At 70.3% G+C, this 22,719-nt stretch carries 21 protein-coding genes and 1 pseudogene; 12 read left to right on the forward strand and 10 right to left on the reverse strand.

Going from position 1 to position 22,719, the window contains the following annotated elements; genetic code table 11:
• The first annotated feature begins 163 nt into the window (after positions 1-163).
• From AB0H62_RS40115 to AB0H62_RS40145, 7 genes are read left to right on the forward strand one after another with little or no spacing between them, the layout of a single operon-like run.
• Entirely contained in the window at positions 164-688 is a 525-nt protein-coding gene (locus tag AB0H62_RS40115) for a MaoC family dehydratase (protein WP_354872803.1), read from the forward strand.
• The gene (locus AB0H62_RS40120; protein ID WP_360591844.1) at positions 685-1,917 is read left to right on the forward strand and encodes a CoA transferase; all 1,233 of its coding nucleotides are present in this window, start codon (positions 685-687) and stop codon (positions 1,915-1,917) included. Before AB0H62_RS40115 ends, AB0H62_RS40120 begins: the two co-directional genes overlap by 4 nt.
• Positions 1,902-3,068 (forward strand): acyl-CoA dehydrogenase family protein, encoded by a 1,167-nt coding sequence (locus tag AB0H62_RS40125; RefSeq protein WP_220239119.1) that lies wholly within the window; start codon positions 1,902-1,904, stop codon positions 3,066-3,068. Before AB0H62_RS40120 ends, AB0H62_RS40125 begins: the two co-directional genes overlap by 16 nt.
• Entirely contained in the window at positions 3,062-3,916 is an 855-nt protein-coding gene (locus AB0H62_RS40130; RefSeq protein ID WP_360591845.1) for an aldolase/citrate lyase family protein, read from the forward strand. The genes AB0H62_RS40125 and AB0H62_RS40130 overlap by 7 nt, the downstream gene beginning before the upstream one ends.
• Positions 3,913-6,024, forward strand: coding sequence for a hydantoinase/oxoprolinase family protein (locus tag AB0H62_RS40135; RefSeq protein ID WP_360591846.1), 2,112 nt, complete (start codon positions 3,913-3,915; stop codon positions 6,022-6,024). Before AB0H62_RS40130 ends, AB0H62_RS40135 begins: the two co-directional genes overlap by 4 nt.
• Positions 6,021-7,835, forward strand: coding sequence for a hydantoinase B/oxoprolinase family protein (locus AB0H62_RS40140; RefSeq protein WP_360591847.1), 1,815 nt, complete (start codon positions 6,021-6,023; stop codon positions 7,833-7,835). The genes AB0H62_RS40135 and AB0H62_RS40140 overlap by 4 nt, the downstream gene beginning before the upstream one ends.
• A 2-nt stretch (positions 7,836-7,837) precedes the next feature.
• Positions 7,838-9,031, forward strand: coding sequence for an amidase (locus AB0H62_RS40145; protein WP_360591848.1), 1,194 nt, complete (start codon positions 7,838-7,840; stop codon positions 9,029-9,031).
• Positions 9,032-9,212: 181 nt separating this feature from the next.
• Here AB0H62_RS40145 and AB0H62_RS40150 read toward each other — a convergent pair whose 3' ends face one another.
• On the reverse strand, positions 9,213-9,491 hold the full coding sequence (locus tag AB0H62_RS40150; protein WP_360591849.1) for a hypothetical protein: 279 nt from the start codon (positions 9,489-9,491) through the stop codon (positions 9,213-9,215).
• 122 nt (positions 9,492-9,613) lie between these two features.
• On the opposite strand from AB0H62_RS40150, the gene AB0H62_RS40155 reads away from it, so the two are divergent.
• Positions 9,614-10,009 (forward strand): hypothetical protein, encoded by a 396-nt coding sequence (locus AB0H62_RS40155; protein WP_220239125.1) that lies wholly within the window; start codon positions 9,614-9,616, stop codon positions 10,007-10,009.
• Here AB0H62_RS40155 and AB0H62_RS40160 read toward each other — a convergent pair whose 3' ends face one another.
• The 3 genes and pseudogenes from AB0H62_RS40160 to AB0H62_RS40170 all read right to left on the reverse strand — a co-directional run bounded on the left by AB0H62_RS40160 (position 10,010) and on the right by AB0H62_RS40170 (position 13,567).
• Positions 10,010-11,629, reverse strand: a complete 1,620-nt coding sequence (locus tag AB0H62_RS40160) for an ATP-binding cassette domain-containing protein (RefSeq protein ID WP_360591850.1) — start codon at positions 11,627-11,629, stop codon at positions 10,010-10,012.
• Between the two features lie 87 nt (positions 11,630-11,716).
• Positions 11,717-12,717 (reverse strand): annotated as a pseudogene (locus tag AB0H62_RS40165) (catalase); the annotation flags it as partial.
• Positions 12,718-12,904: 187 nt separating this feature from the next.
• A complete protein-coding gene (locus AB0H62_RS40170; RefSeq protein ID WP_360591851.1) occupies positions 12,905-13,567 on the reverse strand; it encodes an FCD domain-containing protein in 663 nt (220 codons plus the stop codon).
• Positions 13,568-13,715: 148 nt separating this feature from the next.
• On the opposite strand from AB0H62_RS40170, the gene AB0H62_RS40175 reads away from it, so the two are divergent.
• From AB0H62_RS40175 to AB0H62_RS40185, 3 genes are read left to right on the forward strand one after another with little or no spacing between them, the layout of a single operon-like run.
• Positions 13,716-14,651 carry a fumarylacetoacetate hydrolase family protein gene (locus tag AB0H62_RS40175; protein ID WP_220239128.1) on the forward strand — a complete coding sequence of 312 codons (936 nt, stop codon included), beginning with the start codon at positions 13,716-13,718 and terminating at the stop codon, positions 14,649-14,651.
• A 22-nt stretch (positions 14,652-14,673) separates the two neighbouring features.
• The gene (locus AB0H62_RS40180) at positions 14,674-15,435 is read left to right on the forward strand and encodes an alpha/beta hydrolase (RefSeq protein ID WP_360591852.1); all 762 of its coding nucleotides are present in this window, start codon (positions 14,674-14,676) and stop codon (positions 15,433-15,435) included.
• A 40-nt stretch (positions 15,436-15,475) separates the two neighbouring features.
• Complete coding sequence (locus tag AB0H62_RS40185; RefSeq protein WP_255637790.1) at positions 15,476-16,705, forward strand: amidohydrolase family protein; 1,230 nt, start codon at positions 15,476-15,478, stop codon at positions 16,703-16,705.
• 48 nt (positions 16,706-16,753) lie between these two features.
• On the opposite strand, the gene AB0H62_RS40190 is transcribed toward AB0H62_RS40185, so the two are convergent.
• Together AB0H62_RS40190 and AB0H62_RS40195 are read right to left on the reverse strand one after the other, a co-directional pair.
• The gene (locus AB0H62_RS40190; protein ID WP_360591853.1) at positions 16,754-17,791 is read right to left on the reverse strand and encodes a phenylacetaldoxime dehydratase family protein; all 1,038 of its coding nucleotides are present in this window, start codon (positions 17,789-17,791) and stop codon (positions 16,754-16,756) included.
• Between the two features lie 261 nt (positions 17,792-18,052).
• The gene (locus AB0H62_RS40195) at positions 18,053-18,760 is read right to left on the reverse strand and encodes an SDR family oxidoreductase (protein WP_360591854.1); all 708 of its coding nucleotides are present in this window, start codon (positions 18,758-18,760) and stop codon (positions 18,053-18,055) included.
• Positions 18,761-18,841: 81 nt separating this feature from the next.
• On the opposite strand from AB0H62_RS40195, the gene AB0H62_RS40200 reads away from it, so the two are divergent.
• Positions 18,842-19,303: a helix-turn-helix domain-containing protein gene (locus AB0H62_RS40200; RefSeq protein ID WP_255637791.1), complete on the forward strand. Its 462-nt coding sequence runs from the start codon at positions 18,842-18,844 to the stop codon at positions 19,301-19,303.
• Between the two features lie 4 nt (positions 19,304-19,307).
• Here the strand turns inward: AB0H62_RS40200 and AB0H62_RS40205 are convergent, their stop codons facing one another.
• From AB0H62_RS40205 to AB0H62_RS40220, 4 genes are all read right to left on the reverse strand, one after another.
• The gene (locus AB0H62_RS40205; protein WP_360591855.1) at positions 19,308-20,186 is read right to left on the reverse strand and encodes an SDR family oxidoreductase; all 879 of its coding nucleotides are present in this window, start codon (positions 20,184-20,186) and stop codon (positions 19,308-19,310) included.
• Between the two features lie 78 nt (positions 20,187-20,264).
• Positions 20,265-20,750, reverse strand: a complete 486-nt coding sequence (locus AB0H62_RS40210) for a hypothetical protein (protein ID WP_360591856.1) — start codon at positions 20,748-20,750, stop codon at positions 20,265-20,267.
• A gap of 95 nt (positions 20,751-20,845) precedes the next feature.
• Positions 20,846-22,060, reverse strand: coding sequence for an alginate lyase family protein (locus AB0H62_RS40215; protein ID WP_360591857.1), 1,215 nt, complete (start codon positions 22,058-22,060; stop codon positions 20,846-20,848).
• Positions 22,061-22,197: 137 nt separating this feature from the next.
• Complete coding sequence (locus AB0H62_RS40220; RefSeq protein WP_220239134.1) at positions 22,198-22,686, reverse strand: MarR family winged helix-turn-helix transcriptional regulator; 489 nt, start codon at positions 22,684-22,686, stop codon at positions 22,198-22,200.
• Between the last annotated feature and the right edge of the window lie 33 nt (positions 22,687-22,719).

Consider the following 22,719-nt stretch of genomic DNA (forward strand, 5'->3'; position numbering starts at 1 on the left):
CCCTCGGTTCGAAAAGCTTGGTCCCCGAAGCGTAGGACATCGGGAACGAGTGCGGCACCAGCTGCGCGATTTAAATGTCTGAGGTATTGCCAACTGCAGGTCCGATGCGCATACTTCAGCGCAGATTCCCACCCGCCGACTCCCCGGAGGTGCCGTTTTGACGGTGCACGACGGCCGGCAAGGGCGCTACTACGAGGACTTCGCCGTGGGCGACGTCTACCGCCACCCGCTGGGTCGCACGATCAGCGAAGCGGACAACACGTGGTTCACCTTGCTCACCATGAACACCCACCCCGCGCACTTCGACGCGCACTACGCCGAGCGCACGCCGTTCGGCCGGATCCTGGTCAACTCGGGGCTCACGATCGCGATGCTGCTGGGCCAGAGCGTCTCCGACATCAGCCAGCGGGCGATTGCGAACCTCGCGATGACCGACGTGCGGCTGACACACCCGGTTTTCATCGGCGACACGCTCTACGGCGAGTCGATCTGCACCGCGAAGCGCGAGTCGGCCTCGAAGCCGTACGCGGGGCTCGTGTCCGTGCACACCCGCGGGCTCAACGGCGACGGCGACGAATGCCTGTCGTTCGACCGCACTGTGCTGGTGTACAAGCGATCCGAGGCCGGTGCCATCGACTCGTTCCCCGCCGCGAAGACCGGCCCGCTGACGCTGGGGGACCGCGCATGACCCGCCCCCTGCCGCTCGCCGACGTCCGGGTGCTCGCCGTGGAGCAGTACGGCGCCGGCCCGTTCGGCTCCGTGCATCTGGCCGACCTCGGCGCCGAGATCGTGAAGATCGAGGACCCCGGCACCGGCGGCGACGTCGGCCGCCACACCCCGCCCTACGCAGAGGACGGCGATTCGCTCTTCTTCGAGGCCTTCAACCGCAACAAGCGGTCCGTGGTCCTCGACCTCACCGACCCCGCGGGCCGCGAGGTCTTCGAGGAGCTCGTGAAGGTCAGCGACGCCGTGTACTCCAACCTGCGCGGCGACGTGCCGGCCAAGATGCGCATCCGCTACGAGGACCTCAAGCACCTCAACCCGGCCATCGTCTGCTGCTCGCTCTCGGGCTACGGCATGACCGGCCCGCGTAGCGCCCAGCCCGGGTACGACTACCTGCTGCAGGGCCTCGCCGGCTGGATGTCCGTGACGGGTGAGCCGGACGGCCCGCCCACCAAGTCGGGACTGTCCATGGTGGACTACACCGGCGGGATCGTGGCCGCGCTCTCGATGGTCACAGCCATCCATGCCGCCCGCCGCGACGGCGTCGGCACCGACTGCGACGTGAGCCTCTACGACACCGCGGTCGGCATGCTCACCTACCTCGCGACCTGGCACCTCAACCGCGGCTTCGAACCCGGGCGCACGCACCACTCCGCGCACCCGAGCCTCGTGCCGTTCCAGAACTTCGAGACGGCCGACTCGTGGGTCGTCATAGGCTGCGCGAAGCAGAAGTTCTGGGATCGTCTCGTGACGGCCGTCGGCTCCCCGGCGTGGGCCGCCGACGAACGGTTCTCGACTCCCGCCGGCCGCTACGCGAACTCGGTGGAATGCCTGGGGCACCTGGAGAAGGAGCTCCTCACGCGCACGACGGCCGAGTGGCTGTCCGTGCTCGAACCCGCCGGTGTGCCGTGTGCGCCGATCAACACCATCCCGCAGGCTTTGGTGGAAGAACACACCGTGGCCCGCGGTCTTTTGGTGACAACCGAACACCCGAGGTTCGGTTCCGTACACCAGGTCGCCTCGCCGGTCCGGGTCGGGGAACCACGACAAGACCACCACCGCGCCCCGTTGCTGGGCGAACACACCGCCGCGGTGCTCGGCGAGCTGCTCGGCACGTCCGAAGCGGACTACCAAGCGCTCGCCACCCGGGGCGCTTTCGGAACGGACAGGAGCGCGCCGTGGATTTCACGCTGAGCCCCGACCAGGAGCAGTTCCGCACGATCCTGCGCGGCTTCGTCGACGCGGAGATCGTGCCCGTCGCCCGCGACTGGGAACACGAAGGCCGCTACCCGGCCGAGATCGTGGCGAAGATGGCCGACCTCGGCCTGTTCGGGCTGATGATCCCCGACGAGTACGGCGGCGGCGAGGCCGACTTCGTCTCGTTCACCCTGATGTTCGAGGAGATCTCGCGCGGCTGGATGGGCATCGCGGGCATCCTGGGCAGCCACTCGCTCGCGTGCTGGATGCTCGCCCACCACGGCACCGCCGAGCAGAAGCAGCGCTACCTGCCCGAGCTCGCCACGGGGCAGCGCCGCACCGGCATCGCGCTCACCGAGCCCGACGCCGGCACCGACCTGCAGGGCATCCGCACCACCGCGACCCGCGACGGCGACAGCTACGTGGTCAGCGGAACCAAGATGTGGATCACCAACGCCCGCCACGCCGACCCGTTGCCTGTGCTCGTGAAAACCGACCGCACGACGACACCGGCGCACAAGGGCATGAGCGTGCTGCTCGTCGACGCGGACTCACCGGGTTTCCAGGTCACGCGCGACATCCCGAAGCTCGGCTACAAGGGCACCGAATCGTGCGAGGTCGTGCTCGACGAGGTCCGGGTGCCGGCGGCGAACCTGCTCGGCGGCGTGGAAGGACGCGGGTTGCAGCAGGTGCTCTCGGCGCTGGAGGTCGGCCGCCTCAACATCGCCGGCCGCAGCCTCGGCATCGCCCAGCGCGCCTACGACGAGGCCCTCGCGTACTCCTCGCAGCGCAAGGCGTTCGGCAAGCCGATCGCCGAGTTCCAGGCCACGCAGATCCGCATCGCGGAGATGGCGACGCAGCTGCAGGCCGCGCGGCTGCTCACCTACTGGTCGGCGTCCTCTTTGGACCGCGGCGAACGCTCCGACCTGCAGACGGGTATGGCCAAGCTGTTCGCTTCGGAGGTCGCCCTGCAGGCCGCGCAGGACTCCATGCGGGTGCACGGTGGTTATTCCTACTCCACGGAGTTCGAAATCGAACGCCTCTACCGCGACTCGATCCTCATGACGATCGGCGAGGGCACCAGCGACGTGATGCGCACCGTCATCGCGAAGTCGCTCATCGCGGGGAAGGGCCGGGTCGGATGGTGACCCGCAGCGGGCTCTTCTGCCCTGGCGACCGCCCCGACCGCCTCACGAAGGCGGCCGCGGTGGCCGACGTGGTGATCGCCGACCTGGAGGACGCCGTTGTGCCGCAAGCGAAAGCCGCCGCCCGGACGGCGGTCGCCGCGTGGCTGCGGGAACGGCCGGACCTCGCGCCGCGGACGTGGGTGCGGATCAACAACGACCAGCACCTCGAAGCCGACCTCGACGCCGTCACCAAGCCGGGCATCGCCGGTGTCGTCCTGCCGAAAGCCGAGCTCGCGGGCATCGCCGAAGTCACCGCCCGCACCGACGCCGCCGTCTTCGCCCTGGTGGAGACGGCGAACGGACTGCAAGAGCTGCCCGAACTCGCCCGCCACCCGGCCGTGACGCGGCTCGGGCTGGGCGAGTACGACCTCGCCGCGGAGCTCGGCACCGCCGCCCCCAGCCGCACCGAAAACACCGGACCGCTCGCCTGGGCGCGGGCCCAGGTCGTGGTGGCCTCGGCCGCGGCCGGCCTCGCCCCACCACCCGCCGCCGTCAGCGCGGAACTCGACGACCCCGCCGGGTTCCGCGCCGACACCCTGGCGCAGCAGCGCGCCGGGTTCTTCGGCCGCCTGTGCGTCCACCCCGCCCAGGTCGCCCTCACCCACGAGGTCCTCGTCCCCACCACCGAGGAAGTCACGCACGCGCGGGAAGTCCTGCGTGCTCTGGAAAACGCAGAGAACACCGAGAAAACCGGGGTCGCCGTCGTCGCGGGACGGATGGTCGACGCGGCCGTCGTCCGCCGTGCCCGCCGCGTGCTCGCCCTGGCCGAAGCAGCCGCCGATCAGCTGATCAAGGAGGACCAGCAGTGAAACGCATCGGAGTCGACGTCGGTGGCACGTTCACCGACCTGATGTACTGGGACGAGGACGGTGCCGTCGCGGTGCACAAGGTCCCGTCCACCCCGCACGATCCGGCAGTGGCCACCATGGACGGGGTACGGCAGCTGAGCGAGCGCCTCGGCATCGCGGTGTCGGACCTGGACCAGTTCCTGCACGGCACCACCGTCGCCACGAATATCGTGCTGGAGCACAACGGTGCGGACGTCGGTCTCATCACCACCGAGGGTTTCCGCGACATCCTGCACATCGCCCGCAAGAAGCGGCCGCTGAACTACTCGTCCTACCAGGATCTGCCGTGGCAGAAGTGGCAGCTCGTGCGCCGCCGCAACCGCCGCGTGGTCCCCGAGCGCGTCGACTCCTCCGGCGCGGTCCTCGTGCCGCTCGACGAGGACGCCGTGCGCGAGCAGGTCCGCGTGCTGCGCGACAACGGCGTGGAGGCCATCGCCGTGTGCTTCCTGCACTCTTACCGCAACCCTGCCCACGAGCAGGCGGTGAAGCGGATCATCGAGCAGGAGTACCCCGACGTCTTCGTCTCGCTCTCCAGCGAGGTCGCGCCGCAGTACCGCGAGTACGAGCGTTTTTCCACCACGGCGCTCAACGCGTTCGTCGGCCCCAAGGTCTCGCGCTACGTCGACAACCTGGCGAACACGACTCGCGCGGCCGGCGTGCGAGGCGAGGTCGGCCTGATGACGTCGGCCGGCGGCCTGATCACCGCGCGCGGCGCCGTGGACAACCCGGTGCTGCTGCTCACCAGCGGTGTCGTCGCCGGGCTGCTCGGCGGCTGCGCGATCGGCGAGGCCTCGGGCTACCCGAGCGTGATCACGCTCGACGTCGGCGGCACCTCGGCCGACATCGGCGTGGCCCCCGACGGCAAGCTGCGCATGAAACACCTGCTCGACACACGGATCGGCGATTACCACGCCATGGTTCCGATGGCCGAGGTCGACACCATCGGCGCGGGCGGCGGCTCGATCGCGTTCATCGACGAGGGCGGCATGTTCCGCGTCGGCCCGCGCAGCGCCGGCGCGACGCCCGGGCCCGCGTGTTACGGCCGCGGCGGCACCGAGCCCACGAGCACCGACGCCATGGTCGCGCTGGGCTGGCTGCGCGCCGACAGCTTCCTGTCCGGCACGATGGAGGTCGAACCGCAGCTCGCGGTGAAGGCGATCGACGAGCACATCGCCGAGAAGCTCGGCACGTCCGTGAGCCACGCCGCCATCGGCATCTTCCAGATCGCGGCCCACGCGATGACCGAGGCGATCAGCCTGCACTCGGTGCGCAAGGGCTACGACCCGCGCGACTTCTCACTCGTCGCCGAGGGCGGCGCCGGGCCGCTGTACGCGTGGCACATCGCCGAGCAGCTCGGCATCCCGCGTGTGATCGTGCCGCACCACCCCGGCATCGCGTCGGCGATGGGCCTGCTGGCCACCGACATCCGCAGCGAGACCCCGGCGACGGTGTGGACCTCCTCGGCCGACCCCGACACCGACCGCATCACCGCGGAGTTCGACCGGCTCACCGAGCACGCCGTGGAGCAGCTCGGCGCCGACGGCCTCGCGCCCGAGGACGTGGTGATCGAGCGCAGCCTCGACTGCCGCTACATCGGCCAGGGTTACGAGCTGCGCGTGCCCGCGCCGTCCGGCGAGATCGACGCGGATTGGGTGGCCAGGGCGGCGGCCGCGTTCCACGATGTTCACGAACGAACATATCTGCAGCGGTTCGACGACAAACCCGTTCATCTGGTGAACGTGCGCGTGACCGCCGTCGGCAAGGTCGGGCACGTGCCGCTGGCCGACGTCGAGGCGGGCGGCACCGACCCGTCGGCCGCCGTGAAGACCACCACCGACGCGGTGTTCTGGTCCGGCGCGGGGGAGGTCACGCCGTTTCCCACCAAGGTCTACGACCGCGCGCTGCTCAAGGCCGGCAACGTGCTCGAAGGTCCCGCGATCGTCGAGCAGTTCGACTCCACGACCATCATCGGCCCCAATCAGCGCGCCACCGTCGACCGCGTGGGCCACCTCGTCATCGACACCGCCGTGGCCCAGCCCGGCCGAGCCATCGAAGGAGGCCAGCGGTGACCGCTCTGGACCCCGCCGGCGTTTCGCTCGCCGGAGTCGCCCCCGGCGACTTCACGACCGTCGACGTCGACCCGATCACCCTGCGCGTGATCGGCGGCGCGCTCAACTCCATCGCCAAGGAGATGGCCCAGATCCTCTACCGGATGGCGTATTCCAGCCTCATCCGAGAGTCGGAGGACCTCGGCGCCGGCATCTTCGACGCCAACGGGCGCGAGCTGTGCGAATCGGACTCCACGCCGATGCACTGCGGCTCGATCCCCGCCTACATCCGCGGGATCAACCGAAAGCTCGCCGGCACCTACCGGCCCGGTGACGTGGTGCTGCACAATCACCCGTACCACGGCGCTGCGCACTCGCCGGACTACGGGATCATGATCCCGATCTTCTTCGGTGGCAAGCACATCGGCTTCGCGGGCTGCACCGGGCACGTGTCCGACATCGGCGGCAACTTCCCCGGCCTGTGCATGGACGTGGTCGACGTCTGGGCCGAGGGCAAGCTCATGGACGCCGTGAAGATCTACGACGGCGGCGTGCGCAACGAGGCCCTCATCCAGCACATCCTCGACAACGTGCGCACCCCGGAGCAGAACGCCGGCGACCTCGAAGCACTCATCGCGTGCGCGCGGCTGGGGGAGAAGCGGTTCCTCGAGCTGCTGGAGCGCTACGGCCTCGACGTGGTGATGTCCGCGGCCGACAAGTGGATGGACTACTCCGAGGACATGCTGCGCCGCCGCATCCAGGAGATCCCCGACGGCAGCTACGAAGCCCCGCTGTCCTTTTTGGACGACGATGGCAAGAACCGGGACATCCCGCTCAAGGTCGCGGTGACGGTGAAGGTAGAGGGCAGCGACATCGTCGTCGACCTCACCGGTTCCCACGAGCAGGTGCCGACGGCGTTCAACGTTCCGTTCGAGGGTTCGGTGCTGCCGACCGTCGCCTCCGCCGTGCGCACGCTGCTGCTCGACGAGGCGCTCACCGAGGAGTTCGTGCCGCAGAACGACGGCTGCTTCCGCCCCGCGAAGGCGTACGCGCCGGAGGGCACGCTGTTCAACCCGAACTTCCCGGCGTCGTGCTTCGCGCGGTTCTCGCAGATCAACCGGATCTTCGACTCGATCAACCTGGCGCTGGCCGACGTGCTGCCGGACCGGGCCGTCGCGGGTTCGTCGGCGGCGCTGTGCGCGATCGCGTACTCCGGCCTGGCCGCGGACGGTCAGTCGTACTGGGTCTACATCGAGATCAACGAGGGCTCCTACGGCGCGCGCAACGGGAAGGACGGCCTCGACTGCGTCGATGCGCTGATGGCCAACACCCGCAACAACCCCATCGAGGAGCTCGAGCTCAACCACGCGATGCTCGCCGAGCGTTACGAGCTGCGCGACGAGCCGCCCGCGCCCGGCCGGTACCGCGGGGGCATCGGCAGCATCCGCAAGTGGAAGATGCTCACCGACACGTTCATCGGCTCGGAGGCGGACAACCGCACCGACCCGCCGCGGGGTCTCGCGGGCGGGCACGACGGCGTCGCGGGGTCGTTCGTGCGCAACGCGGACACCGCGCGTGAGGAACTGCTGTACTCCAAGGTGACGCAGGAAAAATGCGCCGCGGGCGACACGCTGGAGATCAAGCTGCCCTCCGGCGGCGGCTACGGCGACCCGTTCGAGCGGGACGCGCGGGACGTGCGCGAGGACGTGCTCGACGACTACCTCTCGGCCGCCGACGCCCGCGAGCACTACGGCGTGGTGCTCGACGCGCGCACACTGGCGCTGGACGAGGAGGCGACGGCCCGCGTGCGTGGGCAGCGGACGGGAGGCTGACGGTGGAGACCCGGCTCGAGCTCGCGCGGCGGCTGCGCGCCCTCATCACCGTGCTCCCGGGCCCCGCCGGCGGCATGACTGCGACGGTGAAGGACAACATCGACGTCGCGGGCGTGCCGACCACCGCCGGTTCCGCGTCCTTCGCCACCGGCCCGGCCGAGGCCGACGCCGACGTCGTGCGGTCGCTGCGCGAGGCCGGGTTCGCCTTGGTGGGCAAGAACAACCTGGCGGAGTTCGCGATGGGCGCGACCGGCCGCAACGCCGCGTTCGGCGACTGCCTCAACGCGTGGGACCCGGCGCGCATCGCCGGCGGGTCCAGCAGCGGCTCGGCGGTGGCCGTCGCGGCGGGGCTGTCGGACGTGTCGCTGGGCACCGATACCGGCGGTTCGGGCCGGATTCCCGCGTCGGTGAACGGGGTGGTGGGCGTACGGCCGACGCTCGGCCGGGTCTCCCTCCGCGGCGTGCTGCCGGTGAGCCCGTCGTTCGACACGGTGACGCCGATGGCGCGCGACGTCCGCACGGCCGCGGCGGTGCTGGCGGCGCTCGACGGAGGGGGCTCGCGGCCGGTCGACGCGCTGCTCGGGTCGGGTGTCCTGCCGCGGATCGGCGTGGCGGGCGGGTTCTTCGCCGTCGGCGTCGATCCCGGCGTGGCGGAGGTGGTGCGGGCGGCCGTCGAGGTGTTCCGCGGGCTCGGCGCACAGGTGGTGCCGGTGGAGGTGCCGTCGGCCGCGCAGGCGCAGGCGCGGATGCTCGACGTGATGTACCCGGAGGCCGCGGCCGTGCACGCGGCTCGGCTGCGGGACGCGCCGGAGAGCATCGACCCCGACGTCCGGCGGCGGCTCCTGCTCGGGCTCGAGGTGCCTCCGGCGCGGACGGCGGCGGCGTGGGAGTGGCTCATCGGGTTCCGCGCGCGGGTGGACGCGGTGTTCACCGAGGTCGACGTGGTCCTGACCCCGACGATCCCCGTGGACGTGCCGCTGCGCGAGGGCGTGGACCTCGCGGCGTCGACGCGGGAGATCGCCCGGTTCACCTACGCGTGGTCGGCGTACGGCGGGCCGTCGCTGAGCGTGCCTGCCGGGCTGCATCCGGCGTCCGGCATGCCGGTGGGCGTGCAGCTGAGCGCGGCGCCGTGGCGGGAAGACGTGCTGCTGGGAGCGGCTGCGGCCTTCGAGGGGGCGCGCGGCCCGTTGCGGTGACGCAGGCGTCCACTGTGGCCGGTGGTGGACTTTTCGCGGAATCGATGTTTACGGGGTGGTAATGGCGTCTATCCGCTTCCCATGGCATCGGCGGCAGGGCCCGGCTGCCGAGGCTCCAGGTCTCGCCGGTTGAGTATTACAGCCGGCGAGACCGCGCCTGGGGGCGTCTGCGCGGTTCGATTCAGCGCACGCGAGTCCGCCGCTTGCGCCTGCGGTGGGCGGCGAGCGCGGCGAGCACCCGCGTCAGCCCGCGCCTGCGCACGACGAAGATCACGGACTCGGGCTGCCTGGCCGGTTTGTCCGCTGGTTGGTCCACCGTTTTGTCCACTTGGTGGAACCGCGCCAGCCCCTCCCGGAACGCCTCCGCGTCGCCGCCCGCGTCGGGGTGGTGGGTGCGCACGAACTCCCGGTAAGCGGCCTTTTCCGCGGCTGACCAGGTGCTTCGTGGCTTGTCGGGCACCCGCTCACCTCCGGTCGTCCGTCCCAGCATATGGCCGCGTCTTAACTCGGACGGTTGAACCCTGCAGGCTCTGGGTACCTGCACTGCGCTCGATCATCGCCCGACAGGGGAGGGGCACCACCATGACGGAGGATTCGCGGCCGCCCGGCGCCGCCACGGCCGTGTTCAACGGCCCGGACACCGCGGAGGCCGCACGGGTCACGCTGAGGGCCATGCTGGCCCACGTGCCCGCCCCCGTGGTCGGCGACGCCGCGCAGCTCATGGACGAGCTCGTCACCGACGCCACCCGCGACGGCGCCTCCTTCCGCGCCCTGCGCCTCGGCCTGGCCGCCCACCCGCCCCGCCTGCGCATCGACGTCGAACGCGACGAACCCGACGAGCCCAGCGTCACCGCGATGTCCCCGGAACGCGTCGAAGGCCGCTTCCTCCTGGAGGAACTCGCGTCGACCTGGTGGTCCCACACCCTGGGCTCGATCTCGGTGACGCGCGCGGAGCTGGCTCTGCCGCTGCCGCGCTGATCAGCGAGCCCGTTCCACCCGCCGTTCGTCCCACACGGGTTCCGCGGTTTCGCGCACCACGCCGTCGGAGCCGAAGACCAGGTAGCGGTCGAAGCTGCGCGCGAACCAGCGGTCGTGGGTGACCGCGAGGACGGTGCCTTCGTAGGCCTCCAACCCCGCCTGCAGGGCTTCGGCCGATTCGAGGTCGAGGTTGTCCGTCGGCTCGTCCAGGAGCAGGGCGGTGGCGCCGCCGAGTTCCAGGAGCAGGATCTGGAAGCGGGCCTGCTGGCCGCCCGACAGGCGGTCGAACGGCTGGTCACCCTGGCGTTCGAGCTCGTAGCGCCGCAGCACGGCCATGGCGCCGCCGCGGTCCTTGGCGTGGGTGGTCCAGAGGATGTCGACCAGGGTGCGGCCGGTGAGCTCCGGGTGGGCGTGCGTCTGGGCGAAGTGGCCGGGCACCACGCGGGCGCCGGTCTTCCACAGGCCTGTGTGCGCGACGTCGCCGCCCGCGAGCAGGCGCAGGAAGTGTGACTTGCCGGAGCCGTTGGAGCCGAGCACGGCCACGCGTTCGCCGAAGAAGATCTCCAGCGAGAACGGCTTCATCAGACCCGTGAGCTCCAGGTTTTCGCACGTCACGGCGCGCAGGCCGGTGCGTCCGCCGCGCAGCCGCATGCGGATGTCCTGCCGACGCGGCGGCTCCGGAGGCGGGCCGGCCTCCTCGAACTTGCGCAGCCGGGTCTTCGCGGCTTTGTAGCGGGACGCCATCTCGTCGCTGCGGGCGGCGTACTGCTGCATGTCGAGCACGAGCTTCTTGAGCTGCGCGTACTTCTCGGCCCAGCGTCGCTTCAGCTCTTCGTAGCGGGCGAAGCGATCGTCGCGCGCCTCGTGGTAGGTGGCGAACCCGCCGCCGTGCACCCACGCGTCGCTGCCGGCCGGCCCGGGCTCCACGCTCACGATCTTCTTCGCCGCCCGCGCGAGCAGCTCCCGGTCGTGCGAGACGAACAGCACCGTCTTGCGCGTCTCCGCCAGGCGCGCCTCGAGCCAGCGTTTGCCGGGCACGTCGAGGTAGTTGTCGGGCTCGTCGAGCAGCAGCACCTCGTCCGGGCCGCGCAGCAGCGCCTCCAGCACGAGCCGCTTCTGCTCGCCCCCGCTCAACGTGCGCACGAGCCGCCACTGCGCCTTCTCGTATGGCACGCCGAGCGCGGCCGTGGTGCACACGTCCCAGGTCGTCTCCGACTCGTAGCCGCGCACCTCCGCCCAGTCGCTCAACGCCTGCGCGTACTTCATCTGCGCGGCCTCGTCGTCGACGGTCAGCAGCCGCTCCTCGGCCGTGTCCACGGCTGCCGCGGCGGTGCGGATGCGGTCGGGCGACACCGACACGAGCAGGTCTCGCACGGTGCGCTCGTCGCGGACCGAGCCGACGAACTGGCCCATCACGCCCAGCCCGCCGGACACCGTCACCGTGCCGCCGTGCGGCTTCAGCTCACCGGAGAGCAGGCGCAGCAGCGTCGTCTTCCCGGCGCCGTTGGGGCCGACCAGCGCGACGACGGCACCGTCGGAGACCCGGAACGACACATCACCGAGCAGTGGCCGCCCGTCGGGCAGCGAGTAGTCGAGGTGCGCGACCTCCAGGTGACCCATGGACGCGCACTCTACCGGCGGGCCCGGTGGACGCCGTCAGATTTTCCGCCGGGCCCCGTGACCGTGACCAGTCCGAAGTGGACGGACTCACGCCTTCCGCTGCATGTCACTGCGGGCCGGGTTGCCCTGCTCCGCCGCCTTGGGGTCCTTCTCGTCGGCCTTCGCGCGCACACCGGACTCGATGCGGTCGCCGAGGTTCTTGTCCACGTTGTGCCAATATTCGAACGCCCGTTGCACCACCGGCTCACTCACCCCGTTCAGCAAGTGACCGACGACGTTGGAAACCGATCGTTCCCGCGCCGCGTCGTCGAGGACCTCGCGCACCATCGTGCCCGCCTGGCCCCAGTCGTCGTCCCCGGAGTGGTCGACGTAGGCCGAGCGCGTGATCTCGCCGTCGGCGTGCCAGCCGGCCGGGGTGCCGAAGCGCTCGACGTCGGCGCTCGGGCCGCCCTTCGAGTTCGGCGCGTACACCGGGTCGGACACCTTGGTGTAGCGCATCGCGCCGTCCTTGCTGTAGCTGTGCACCGGCGACTTCGACGCGTTCACCGGCAGCTGCTTGTAGTTCGGCCCGATGCGGTAGCGGTGCGCGTCGGCGTAGGCGAACAGCCGGCCCAGCAGCATCCGGTCGGGGCTCGGCCCGATGCCGGGCACGAGGTTGCTGGGCTCGAACGCCGCCTGTTCGATCTCCGCGTGGTGGTCGGTGGGGTTGCGGTCGAGCGTCATGCGGCCGACCTCGATCAGCGGGTAGTCGCCGTGCGGCCACACCTGAAGAACTCCATGCCCTGATCGGTTGTGAAGTGCTATTTCACCCAGAACCGTTCGCCTTGTTCGTTCACCCACAGATAAGTGTGCGAACTGTAACCGTTCATGTGCCGCCACGTGCGCGGAATACCGCGGTCGCCCATCAGCCACGTCACCTGGTGCGCCGATTCGGGGGACAGCGTCCAGAAGTCCCACTGCATGTCGTGGTCGCGCAGGTTGTTGTCCGCCCGGCGTTTCTGCGAACGGATGAAGTGCTGGAACTTCAACGGGTCTTTCACGAAGAACACCGGCGTGTTGTTGCCGACCATGTCGTACACGCCTTCGCTCGCTCGCCGGCCACCGTGGAGAACCGCGCCACCATTGCGCCATCTCCTCGTGGTGGGATTCGAACACGAGGCGGGTACCCGGCGAACACGGGCTCACACGTGGGAACTCCGTCAGGTGGGAACTCAGTCACGTGGGAACTCAGTCAGGTGGAAGCTCGATCAGGCGGAAGCTCAGGCAGGCGAGAGCTCAGTCGCGCCCCAGCAGGGTGTCGCCCACGTGTTGGAGATGGCGCCGCATGTGTTCGCCGGCGCTCACGGGATCCCGGTCGCGCAGTGCTTCGACGATCAACGTGTGTTCGTCGTGGTAACACGAACGTAGCTCCGGTGTGGACGTTCGCCGCTTGAGGCTGCCCCACACCGGCAGTGAGCGCGCGGTGTTCATCACGTCGAACATGTTCATCAGCAACCCGTTGTGGGCCGCGACGGCGATCGCGCGGTGCAACCCGGCGTCGGCGCGCTCGAAGCCTTCGAAGTCGCCGGCCGCGGCGCCCGCGCCGAGCGCGACCGCGATCCGGTCGAGGTCCGCCTGCGTGGCCACCCGTGCGGCGAGTGTCGCGACCTGCGGTTCGAGCAGCTGGCGCACCTGCATGATCTCGGCCGGGCTCGTGTCGGCGGGGGCGGGCTCGGCGTGCTGCGCCGCGATGTCGGTGAGGAACGTGCCGCGCCCGACGTGCCGGATCACGAGCCCGTCGCGCTCCAGTGAATCCAGTGCGCGCCGCACGGCACTGCGCGGCGCGGAAAGCCGCTGCACGAGGTCGCGCTCGGTGGGCAGCTTGGCGCCCGGGCCGAGGCTGCCGTCGGCCGCGCCTTCGTCGAGCAGCGCGCGCAGGGCGTGTTCCACCGTGGTCATGGGCGCACTCTACCGGACGACTTGAGACCAATCGAGACCAATGAGTGAAGCGATGGCCAGAACAAGTCCTGCATATCGACAACGGATGCCGAGACGCGTACGGTCGATCACGTCCGCATTGGTTCATATTGGTACAGATTGGTCTCACATGAAGCTGGTGACCTTCTCCGCCGGGAACTCCACCGGGGACGCCGACCGCGTCGGGGTCGTGACCGGCGAAAGCGAGGTCCGGGACGTCACCGATCTCGTGCCGGGCGGAACGCTCCTCGGCGCCGTCGAACGCTGGGGCGAGGTCGGGACCATCCTCACCGACCAGGCCGCGGACCGCACGCCGGTACCCCTCGCCGACGTGCGGCTCCGCCCGCCGTTCCCCGCTCCACGGCGCAACATCTTCTGCGTCGGCAAGAACTACCGCGAGCATGCCGCGGAGTTCGGCCGCAGCGGCTACGACAGCCCGGACCGCTCGGAAGACCTGCCTGCCCGGCCGATCCTGTTCTCCAAGGCCACCACGGCCGTGATCGGCCCCGGCGACGACATCGACCCGCACGCCGGCCTCACCTCCGAGCTCGACTACGAGGGTGAACTCGCAGTGATCATCGGCCGCGGCGGCCGCGGGATCACCCGCGAAGCCGCGGCGGCGCACGTCTGGGGCTACACGATCCTCGACGACGTGACGGCCCGCGACCTGCAGCGCGACCACCGCCAGTGGCTGCTCGGCAAGTCGCTCGACACGCACTGCCCGATGGGCCCGTACGCGGTGACCGCCGACGAGATCCCCGACGTGACCGCGCTGGAGCTCGAAACCTCCGTCAACGGCGAACGCCGCCAGCACGCCCGGGTCAAGGACCTCATCTTCGACATCCCCGAGCTGATCGCCACCCTCTCGGCCGGCATCACCCTGCTGCCCGGCGACGTCATCGCCACCGGCACACCCGCAGGCGTCGGCATCGGCTTCGACCCGCCGAAGTTCCTGGCGAGCGGCGACATCGTGGAGGTGACCATCACCGGCCTCGGCGTGCTGCGCAACAGTGTCGCCTCAGCCCGTGTCGCCTCAGCCCCTCTCGCCTCAGCCCCGCTCGCCTGAACCCGTACCGAAAGGAGCCCGCATGAAGATCAACGGAACGGACCTCGCGGTCGAGGTCGAGGGCAGCGGTCCCGCCGTGCTGATGGTGCACGGCCTCGGCGGCACCGGCAACTTCTACCAGGTCCAGGCCGGCGCGCTGGCAGCGAGCCACCAGGTGATCCGCGTCGACTCCGCGGGTGCCGGGCGCTCCGGCCTGCGTGCGGGCATCGGCATCGAGTCGCACGCCGACGACCTGGCCGCGGTGCTCGACCAGGTCGGCGTCGCGTCGGCGGCCGTGGTCGGGCACTCGATGGGCACGCTCGTCGCTCGCAGCTTCGCGGCCCGCCACCGGGACAAGGTGACCGCGCTGGCGCTGCTCGGCGCCGTCGCGGAGCAGCCCGAGGCCGGGCGCCAGGCCCAGCACGACCGCGCGGCCCTGCTGCGCGCGGAAGGCACTGCGGCCGTGGCGCCGGCCGTCGTCGCCAACGCGCTGTCGGAAGCCACCCGCCGCGACAAGCCCGAGGTGGCGGCGTTCGTGCGGGAGCTCGTGATGCGCCAGGACGCCGAAGGCTACGCACGCAACTGTGAGGCGCTCGCCGCCGCGACCGACCCCGGGCCGGTCGACCCCGCGTTGCCGCTGCTGCTGATCACCGGCGCCGACGACAAGGTCGGCCCACCCGCCGTGAGCGAGGCGCTCGCCGCCGCCCACGGCGGCGCGAACGTGGAGGTGCTGCCGGGCGTCGGTCACTGGACCGCGCTCGAAGCCGCCGCCGACGTCACCTCGATGCTGCTGAAGTTCCTTTAACCACACCGTTTTCGCGCCTCAACGACGAGGAGGAACCACCGTGCCGCTCACCGCCGACAAGACCCTGTTCCGCGATGTTTCCATTCTGGACTCCACGGGCGCGCTGCCCTACCGGGGCGACGTGCTGGTGGACCACGACCGCATCACCGCCGTCGGCGCCGTCGACCCGGCCGCCGCCCAGGGCTCGCGGGTGGTCGAGGGCCGCGGCCGCACGCTGATGTCCGGGCTGTGCGACGCCCACACCCACTTCACCTGGAACAACAGCGCCGACCTCGACGGGCTGGCCGCTCTGCCGGTGGAGGAGCACCTGCTGTTCGCCGTGGAGTCGGCCAAGTCCTATCTGGACTCCGGCTACACGATGTGCCTGGGTGCCGCGTCGGCGAAGGACCGGCTCGACGTCGTGTGCCGCGACGCGATCAACGCCGGGCGGATCCCCGGCCCGCGTTACCTCGCCAACGGACCCGAGATCGCCGTGACGGGCGGGGAGCTCGTGAAGGGCATCACCTGGTTCGCCGACGGCCCCGACGAGATGCGCAAGGCCGTGCGCCGCCTCGTCGAGATCGGCGTCGACCAGATCAAGCTGTCGATGACCGGCGAGGAGATCACCGGCACGCAGCGCGCCGAGGACACCTACATGTCCGACGAGGAGGTGGCGATGGCCGTCACCGAGGCACACCGGCGGGGCAAGCGGGTGTGCGCCCACGCGCGCAGCGCCGAGAGCGTGAAGATGTGCGTGCGCCACGGCGTCGACATCGTCTACCACGCCAGCTTCACCGACCCCGAGGGCATGGATCTGCTGGAGCAGGCCAAAGACTGGGTGTTCGTGGCGCCGGGCGTCAACTGGCTCGTCGCGACGCTCTACGAAGCCGCCGACTTCGGGTTCCCGCAGGCGGCGGCCGAAGCCGTCGGCTACAAGCGCGAGCTGGAAAAGGCGACGGCGGCGATGATCGAGATGCACCGGCGCGGCATCCGCGTGCTGCCCGGCGGTGACTACGGCTTCGCCTGGACCCCGCACGGCACCTACGCGCGCGACCTGCAGCACTTCGTCGAGCGCTTCGAGTTCACGCCGATGGAGGCCATCCTCGCCGCTACCGCGCAGGGCGGCGAGATCATGCTGCGCGGCGACGAGCTCGGCAAGGTCCAGCCCGGGTACCTCGCCGACCTGCTGCTCGTGGACGGCGACCCGCTCGCCGACATCACCGTGTTGCAGGACAAGGAAAAGCTCCACGCCATCATGAAGGACGGCCGGTTCCACAAAGACCCGGCCTGACCGCGTCCGCGGTGCGCCGCCCGGCCGGGGGCGGCGCACCGGGAGCTCTCACCGGACCGCGCGCAGCAGGCCCGTGCGGTCGTGGCAGCCGAGGTAGCGGAACTCCTGTTCGTCGGCGTCGGTCACAGTGACCTCGTGGTAGAGCCGAAGCCGCGCCGCAGGCCCCATCGCCGACAGGTACTTCATGGCGGCGCGGAAGATCGCGACGTGCGTCGGGTGCGATTCGGCCCACGCCTCGAGGTCGGCCAGGCTGTGCCACCAGCTCATCCCGTAGCTCTTGTCCGTGTCGGCACCGGTTTCGTCGGTGACGCGCACGTAGCGGTTGGCGTAGCAGCCGATGGCGAGTCCGTCGTTGCGCAGGAACTCCATGCCGGCTCGCAGCACGGGTTCCACGTCGCCGAGGTACATGCCGCGTTCGTCGCCCGCGGTCTCGGTCCACTCCTGGCCGGAGCGGATGAGGCACAGGTTTCCCTGCGGCCGCACGGTGACGACGCCCGTATCCGGATCGGTTTCCGACGTGGGCCGGGTGCCCGGTTCGAGCAGGTCGGTCTGCGCGATCGGCAGCCGGTCGCGGGCGCCGCCCCAGTAGCCGTGTTCGTGGATCTCGCCACTGAGCTTGCCTGCGGCCACGGACACGCCTTCGGTGCGGTCGCTGGAGAACAGCGTCTCGAACCGCCGCACGGTGGGGCGCACGACCTCGCTGAAGAACCCGGCGTCGGGGGACCGGTGCTCCTGGCCGGTCCACGCTTCGCGGGCCTTCACCCAGCGGTCGTACTCGGCGGGGTCGGTCCAGTAGAACGTGGTGAGCACGGTCGTGTAGCCGGCCTCGTCGACGAACCGCGCCCGGTCGTGGTGGTCGGGCGCGTGCTCGGCCGAGCGTGCGGAATCGAGCGCCGCGAGTGCGGCGACCACCACCGGCGGTGGCTCCGGTGTTCGGTACTGAACACCGAGGTACGCCATCACCACCTGATCGACGGCGGGGTCGAAGCGCGCAGAGAACGACGGGTAGGGCGGGTGGAAGCTGTCCGGCTTGCGGCGCGGGTGGACCCGGTCGACGCGCAAGTGCTCGGCGATCGAGGATTCCACGGCGTCACCCCGCCGTTTCGTGGTGGGTCATGGTGGCCTCCGGGGAACGTGGCGCCGGTTGTTGCCGACCGAACGTAGGCACGGGGGCCACCTGTGACTTGCTTCACAGCGCACCGGGAGTTGCTGCACAGCGCACGTGCGATTCCGAACGTTCGATTTCGAACACCTCGAACATCACGCGCTCCACAGTGGACTCAGGGCGCGGACTTGCAACATGACTCAAGGCGCGGACTCACCACCACGGGCTCGCGTCCGGTCGCCTCACACCGTCGCGGTCAGCTCCGGGTACAGCGCCTCCACCGGACCGGACAGGTTTTCCTTGATGTCCCGCGACGTCTTGTCCGCCAGAACCTCGAGCGCGCCCGCTTCCAGTCCGTCGTAGATCGCCGCCACGATGTCGCGCGGGTCTTCCTTCTCGACGGTCAGCGCCTGGGTCATCGGCGTGTCCGTGTAGCCGAGGTGCGCACCCAGCACGTGGGTCTTCTGGCCGGCGAGGTCGAGCCGCAGTGAGTTGGTGATCTGCCACAGCGCGGCCTTGCTCGACGAGTACGCGCCCGACTTGGCCATCCAGCTCAGCGCCGAGTGGATGTCGACGAGGGCGCCGCCGCCGTTGGCTGCCAGCACGGGCGCGAACGCCTGCGCGACGGCGAGCGCGCCGAAGACGTTCGTCTCGTACATCGCGCGCACCTCGGCCAGCGGCACGGTGAGCAGGCTCTGCCGCCCGCTGACGCCCGCGTTGTTCACCACCGCCGTGGTGTCCGGGGCAGCCGCGGCCGCGGCGGCGACCGAGGCCTCGTCGGTGACGTCGAGGGCGAGTGGCACCACGCGCTCGTCGTCCCACTGGCGCGGCGTGCGCGCCGTCGCGTACACGCGCCGCGCCCCGCGCTCCAGCGCCTGGTTGACGAACTCGATGCCGAGCCCGCCGTTGGCCCCGGTGACCAGGACAACCGCACCCTGCAGATCGGTCATGACTTCCTCCGGCTCTCTTGCTTGGTAATTCCAAGTTAGCAAGCTGACTCCGAAATGCCAAGTGTGACGTACGATGGAGTCATGAAGGCCATGGCGATCCCGACCAACAGCCGCTGCTCGATCGCGCGCAGCCTGGAGGTGCTCGGGCAGAAGTGGAGCCTGCTGATCGTTCGCGAGGCGTTCCGCGGGCGGACCCGCTTCGCCGAGTTCCAGAAGATCGGCGTGCCGACGGATCTCCTCACGTCCCGGCTGGAATCCCTGGTCGAAGCCGGAATCCTCGCGCGGCGGCCGTACCGGGAGCCGGGGCAGCGGGCCCGCGTCGAGTATGTGCTCACCCCGGTCGGGGAAGACCTGCTGCCGGTGCTGGCCGCGCTGTCGGAGTGGGGCGATGAGTACCTCCCGACCGGCCACGGCCCGGCGACGATCTACGTCGACACGACCGACGACCGGCCCGTGCATCTGGCCTTCGTCGACGAAGACGGTCACGTCGTCGACCCGGCGAAGGTCGCCTACCGCCGCGGACCGGGGGCTCTCGAAGACTGACGCGTCAGGCGCGGTCGGCGAGCACGTCGTCGGCGTCGGTGCTCAGCGCCAGGTCGCGCTGGGCGGTGAGCGCTTCGAGGCGTTGCCGCCACGCCGTGGTGATGGCCTCGTAGGCCGCGGCGCCGAACACGAGCCGCCGGGGCGCGGGCGTGGTGCTCGCGGAGGTGATGATCGCGCGGGCAATCTTCGCCGGATCGCCCGCGACGGCGTGGCGCAGCGTGGTTTCGTCCATCCCGCCCGCGAGCGCGCCGCGCACCTGGCCGAGCACGCCGTCCTCGTAGGCGGGCAGCGGTTCGGCCTGCGCGATGTTGGCGTTGAACGCCGTGCGCGTGCCGCCCGGGGCGATCAGCGTCACCGAAATCCCGAATGCCGCCAGTTCCACCGCCGCCGACTCGAAGAAGCCCTCGACGCCGAACTTCGACGCGTTGTACACACTCATGCCCGGGTCGGGCACGTGGCCGCCGGAACTGGACATCTGGATGATCCGCCCGCCGCCCTGCGCGCGCAGCCACGGCGTGACCGCGCGCGTGAGGTGAATCGGTCCGAGCAGGTTCACGGCGAGCTGCCGGTTCAGCAGCTCGTCCGACAGCTCCTCGGCGGCGCCCAGCGCACCGAACCCGGCGGCGGAGAACACGACGTCGATGCGGCCGAGCTCGGTGAAGGCCTGCGCGACCGTCGAGTGGACGGTCTGGGGGTCGGTGACGTCCAGCTCGGCGGTCCACAGCCGATCGCCGTGCCGGCGCGCGAGCTCCTTCAACGCCGGGCTCAGGTCGCGGCTCGTGGCGGCGACGCGGTGGCCGCCGGCCAGCAGCTGGGCGGTGACCTCGAGCCCGAAGCCGGAGCCGGCGCCGGTGATGAGCCAGGTCTGGGTGGGAGCAGGCACGACGGAGTCCTTTCGGTAGGCGCCTGCCAATGTAGTCGTCGACAACAATATGGTCAACGACTACATTGGCCCGTGAACTCAGTCGAAGCGGGAATCGTCACCCCAGATCTTGTCCTGGGACGATTCACTCGACGGCGACACGCGGATCACGGCCCCGGTGGCATCGATGTCCAGCACGGTGACGGTGATCCGGTTGGCCAGGCTTACATAGCCCTCGCCGCGGAAATGGCCCTTGATGTCGGGCAGTTCGGTGCGGTCGATGGCGAAGTCCAGCCGGTCCGGAGCCGACTGCGTGAGCGTCAGCCGGCGCGTGGCGAACCGCGCGTCGAGCGGCACGGTCACCGAACCGTGGATGAGCACGTCACACGAACCGTCGCGGCACGCGGTGAGGTCGGACCCGTCTTTCGCGATCAAGGTGTGCGACGTCGTCGGGGTGGGCTCGGCCGGGACCGTCGAGACGGACGGCGGCGCCACGATCGGCTCGGGCGGCGGCGGGGGTGGCTGGGGCGGCGTCGAACAGCCCGCCGCGAGCAGCAAGAACGAGCAGGCGAGCGCTTTTCTCATGCGTTCTTGGTAGCACCTCGCCGGGCCGGCGCGGCGGGGGTTCGCGGATTCCGGGGTCGCCGCGCTCGGTACGGCGGCCCCGGAACCGAATCCGGTCAGGCCGGGTTGTCGCCGTGGGTCAGGGTTTCCCACGAGACGAACAAGTTGTTGCTGCCCTGGGGACGGTGGCTCGTGGTGTAGGCCTGGGTGTTGGTCATGGCGATGCCGAGGCGGTTGTGCAGCGCGTTGTACCCGACCTCGGTCACGGGGCCGAGGCCGCGCTTGACCGTGCCGCCGCAGAGCCACGACGGTGCAGCGGTGAGCTCGTATTTCGTCTGGAAGCCCAGCGCCTGGCGCAACCGCTCGCCGATGTCGGTGCCGTAGAGGTCCTGGCCCTGGATGCGCGAGGTCTCGGCCACCTCCGCGATCGCGGCGATGCCGTAGCCGGTGTGGACGAAGTCGCGGCAGGTCTCCTGGGTGAGACCGTCGACGAAGGTGGACTGGCCCTGCCAGTAGCCGACGATCTGGTCGCGGGTGTTCAGGCCGCTGCCGGGCACGGTCTTCGGGAGCGCGCCGTCGGAGCTGAGGTAGATGAACGCGGGTACGCGGTTGCGGTAAATCGACATGCCGCGGTCGTAGATCGTCTTGTCCTCGAGGAACACGCCGATGCCGACGATGGCCTCGGCGATGCTGAGCTCCCAGTTGCCGGTGCGCCCGTCGCTGCCCTGGATCTCGTTGTAGTAGACGTTGCGCAGCATCGTGGCGAACCGCCCGGAGTTGGGCCAGGTCCCGTAGGCGTACTTGATGATCTCCGCCGCGCGCGGCCACGTCGAGGCCGACCAGGCGGTCTGCAGGTGCGCGTTGTCGCTGGTGTGGTCCTTGATGGTGGCCGACCACGCGTCCATGATCTGGATGGCCTTGTTCGCGTAGCGCGCGTCGCCGGTCACGTACCAGGCCAGGGACTGCGTGTAGGCGGCGATCGCGTCTTCGCGCTCGTCGGTGCAGCCGTTGTTGGGCATCGAGCTGGGCCCGCAGTCGACCACGGCGCGCGGGTGCGGAGTGTAGGACAACGACGCGTACTTCGAGCCCATCATCGAGTCGTACGCCTGTTTCTGTGGCTGCGTGCCGGCCTGCACTCGCTGGCGCATGGTGTCCAGCTGGGCCCGGCTGACCAGCACGCCGGGGTGCGTGAAGGTGGCCGGCGCGGTCGGTGCCGCAGGTGCGGCCGGCTGGGCGGAGGCCGCCGGACCGGTGGCGATCACCACGGCGGTGACGGCCGCGGCCGCCAGGCAACGAACGAACTTCCGGTGCATGAGCTGCCCTTCGTCCACGACTTTGAGAACAGGGCGCAGGCTGGCGGACCGTGCGTGAAAGGTGAATTTACTTCACCCCGTTGGTCTGGTCCACCGAGCGCGAAAACCCGTGTTCCACTGGCAGGGACGGCTTTTTCCTTGCGGCAGCGGCAGTCTCACGGCGGGGGCAGCGTGCCGCGCTCCAGGATGTTGGCGTAGATGTTCTCCATCGCCTCGGTCAGCGGGGTGAGCAGCTCGGCGGGCAGGCCGTCGAAGAAGAGGCCGCGCACCAGGTCGACGTGGCCCGGCGCCGCCTTCTCCAGCAGCTCGCGGCCCTGCGCGGTCAAGGTGACCTCGGTGGCGCGCCGGTCGGTGCTCGAGGTGCGCGCGTCGACGAGCCCGCGCGTCGCCATGCGGCGCACGTGGTGGCCGGTGCGGCTGCGTTCCCAGCCGATCTGGTTGGCCAGCGCGGTCATCTGCATCCGCTCGCCGGGGGCGTTCGCGAGTGCGGTGAGCACGTCGTAGTCCGGCATGGACAGGTCGCTGTCGGTCTGCAGCTGCCTGTTGATCTCGTAGCTCAGCCGCAGCTGGACGCGGATGTAGGCGAGCCAGGCGCGCTGCTGTCGCGCGTCGAGCCAGGGGTCGTCTTTGCCTTTAGGTGACATGTCCCGTAATCTGTCGTAGTGGTCGGCGGTGGA

This window comes from Amycolatopsis sp. NPDC050768 (assembly GCF_040654155.1).
GTDB lineage: Bacteria > Actinomycetota > Actinomycetes > Mycobacteriales > Pseudonocardiaceae > Amycolatopsis.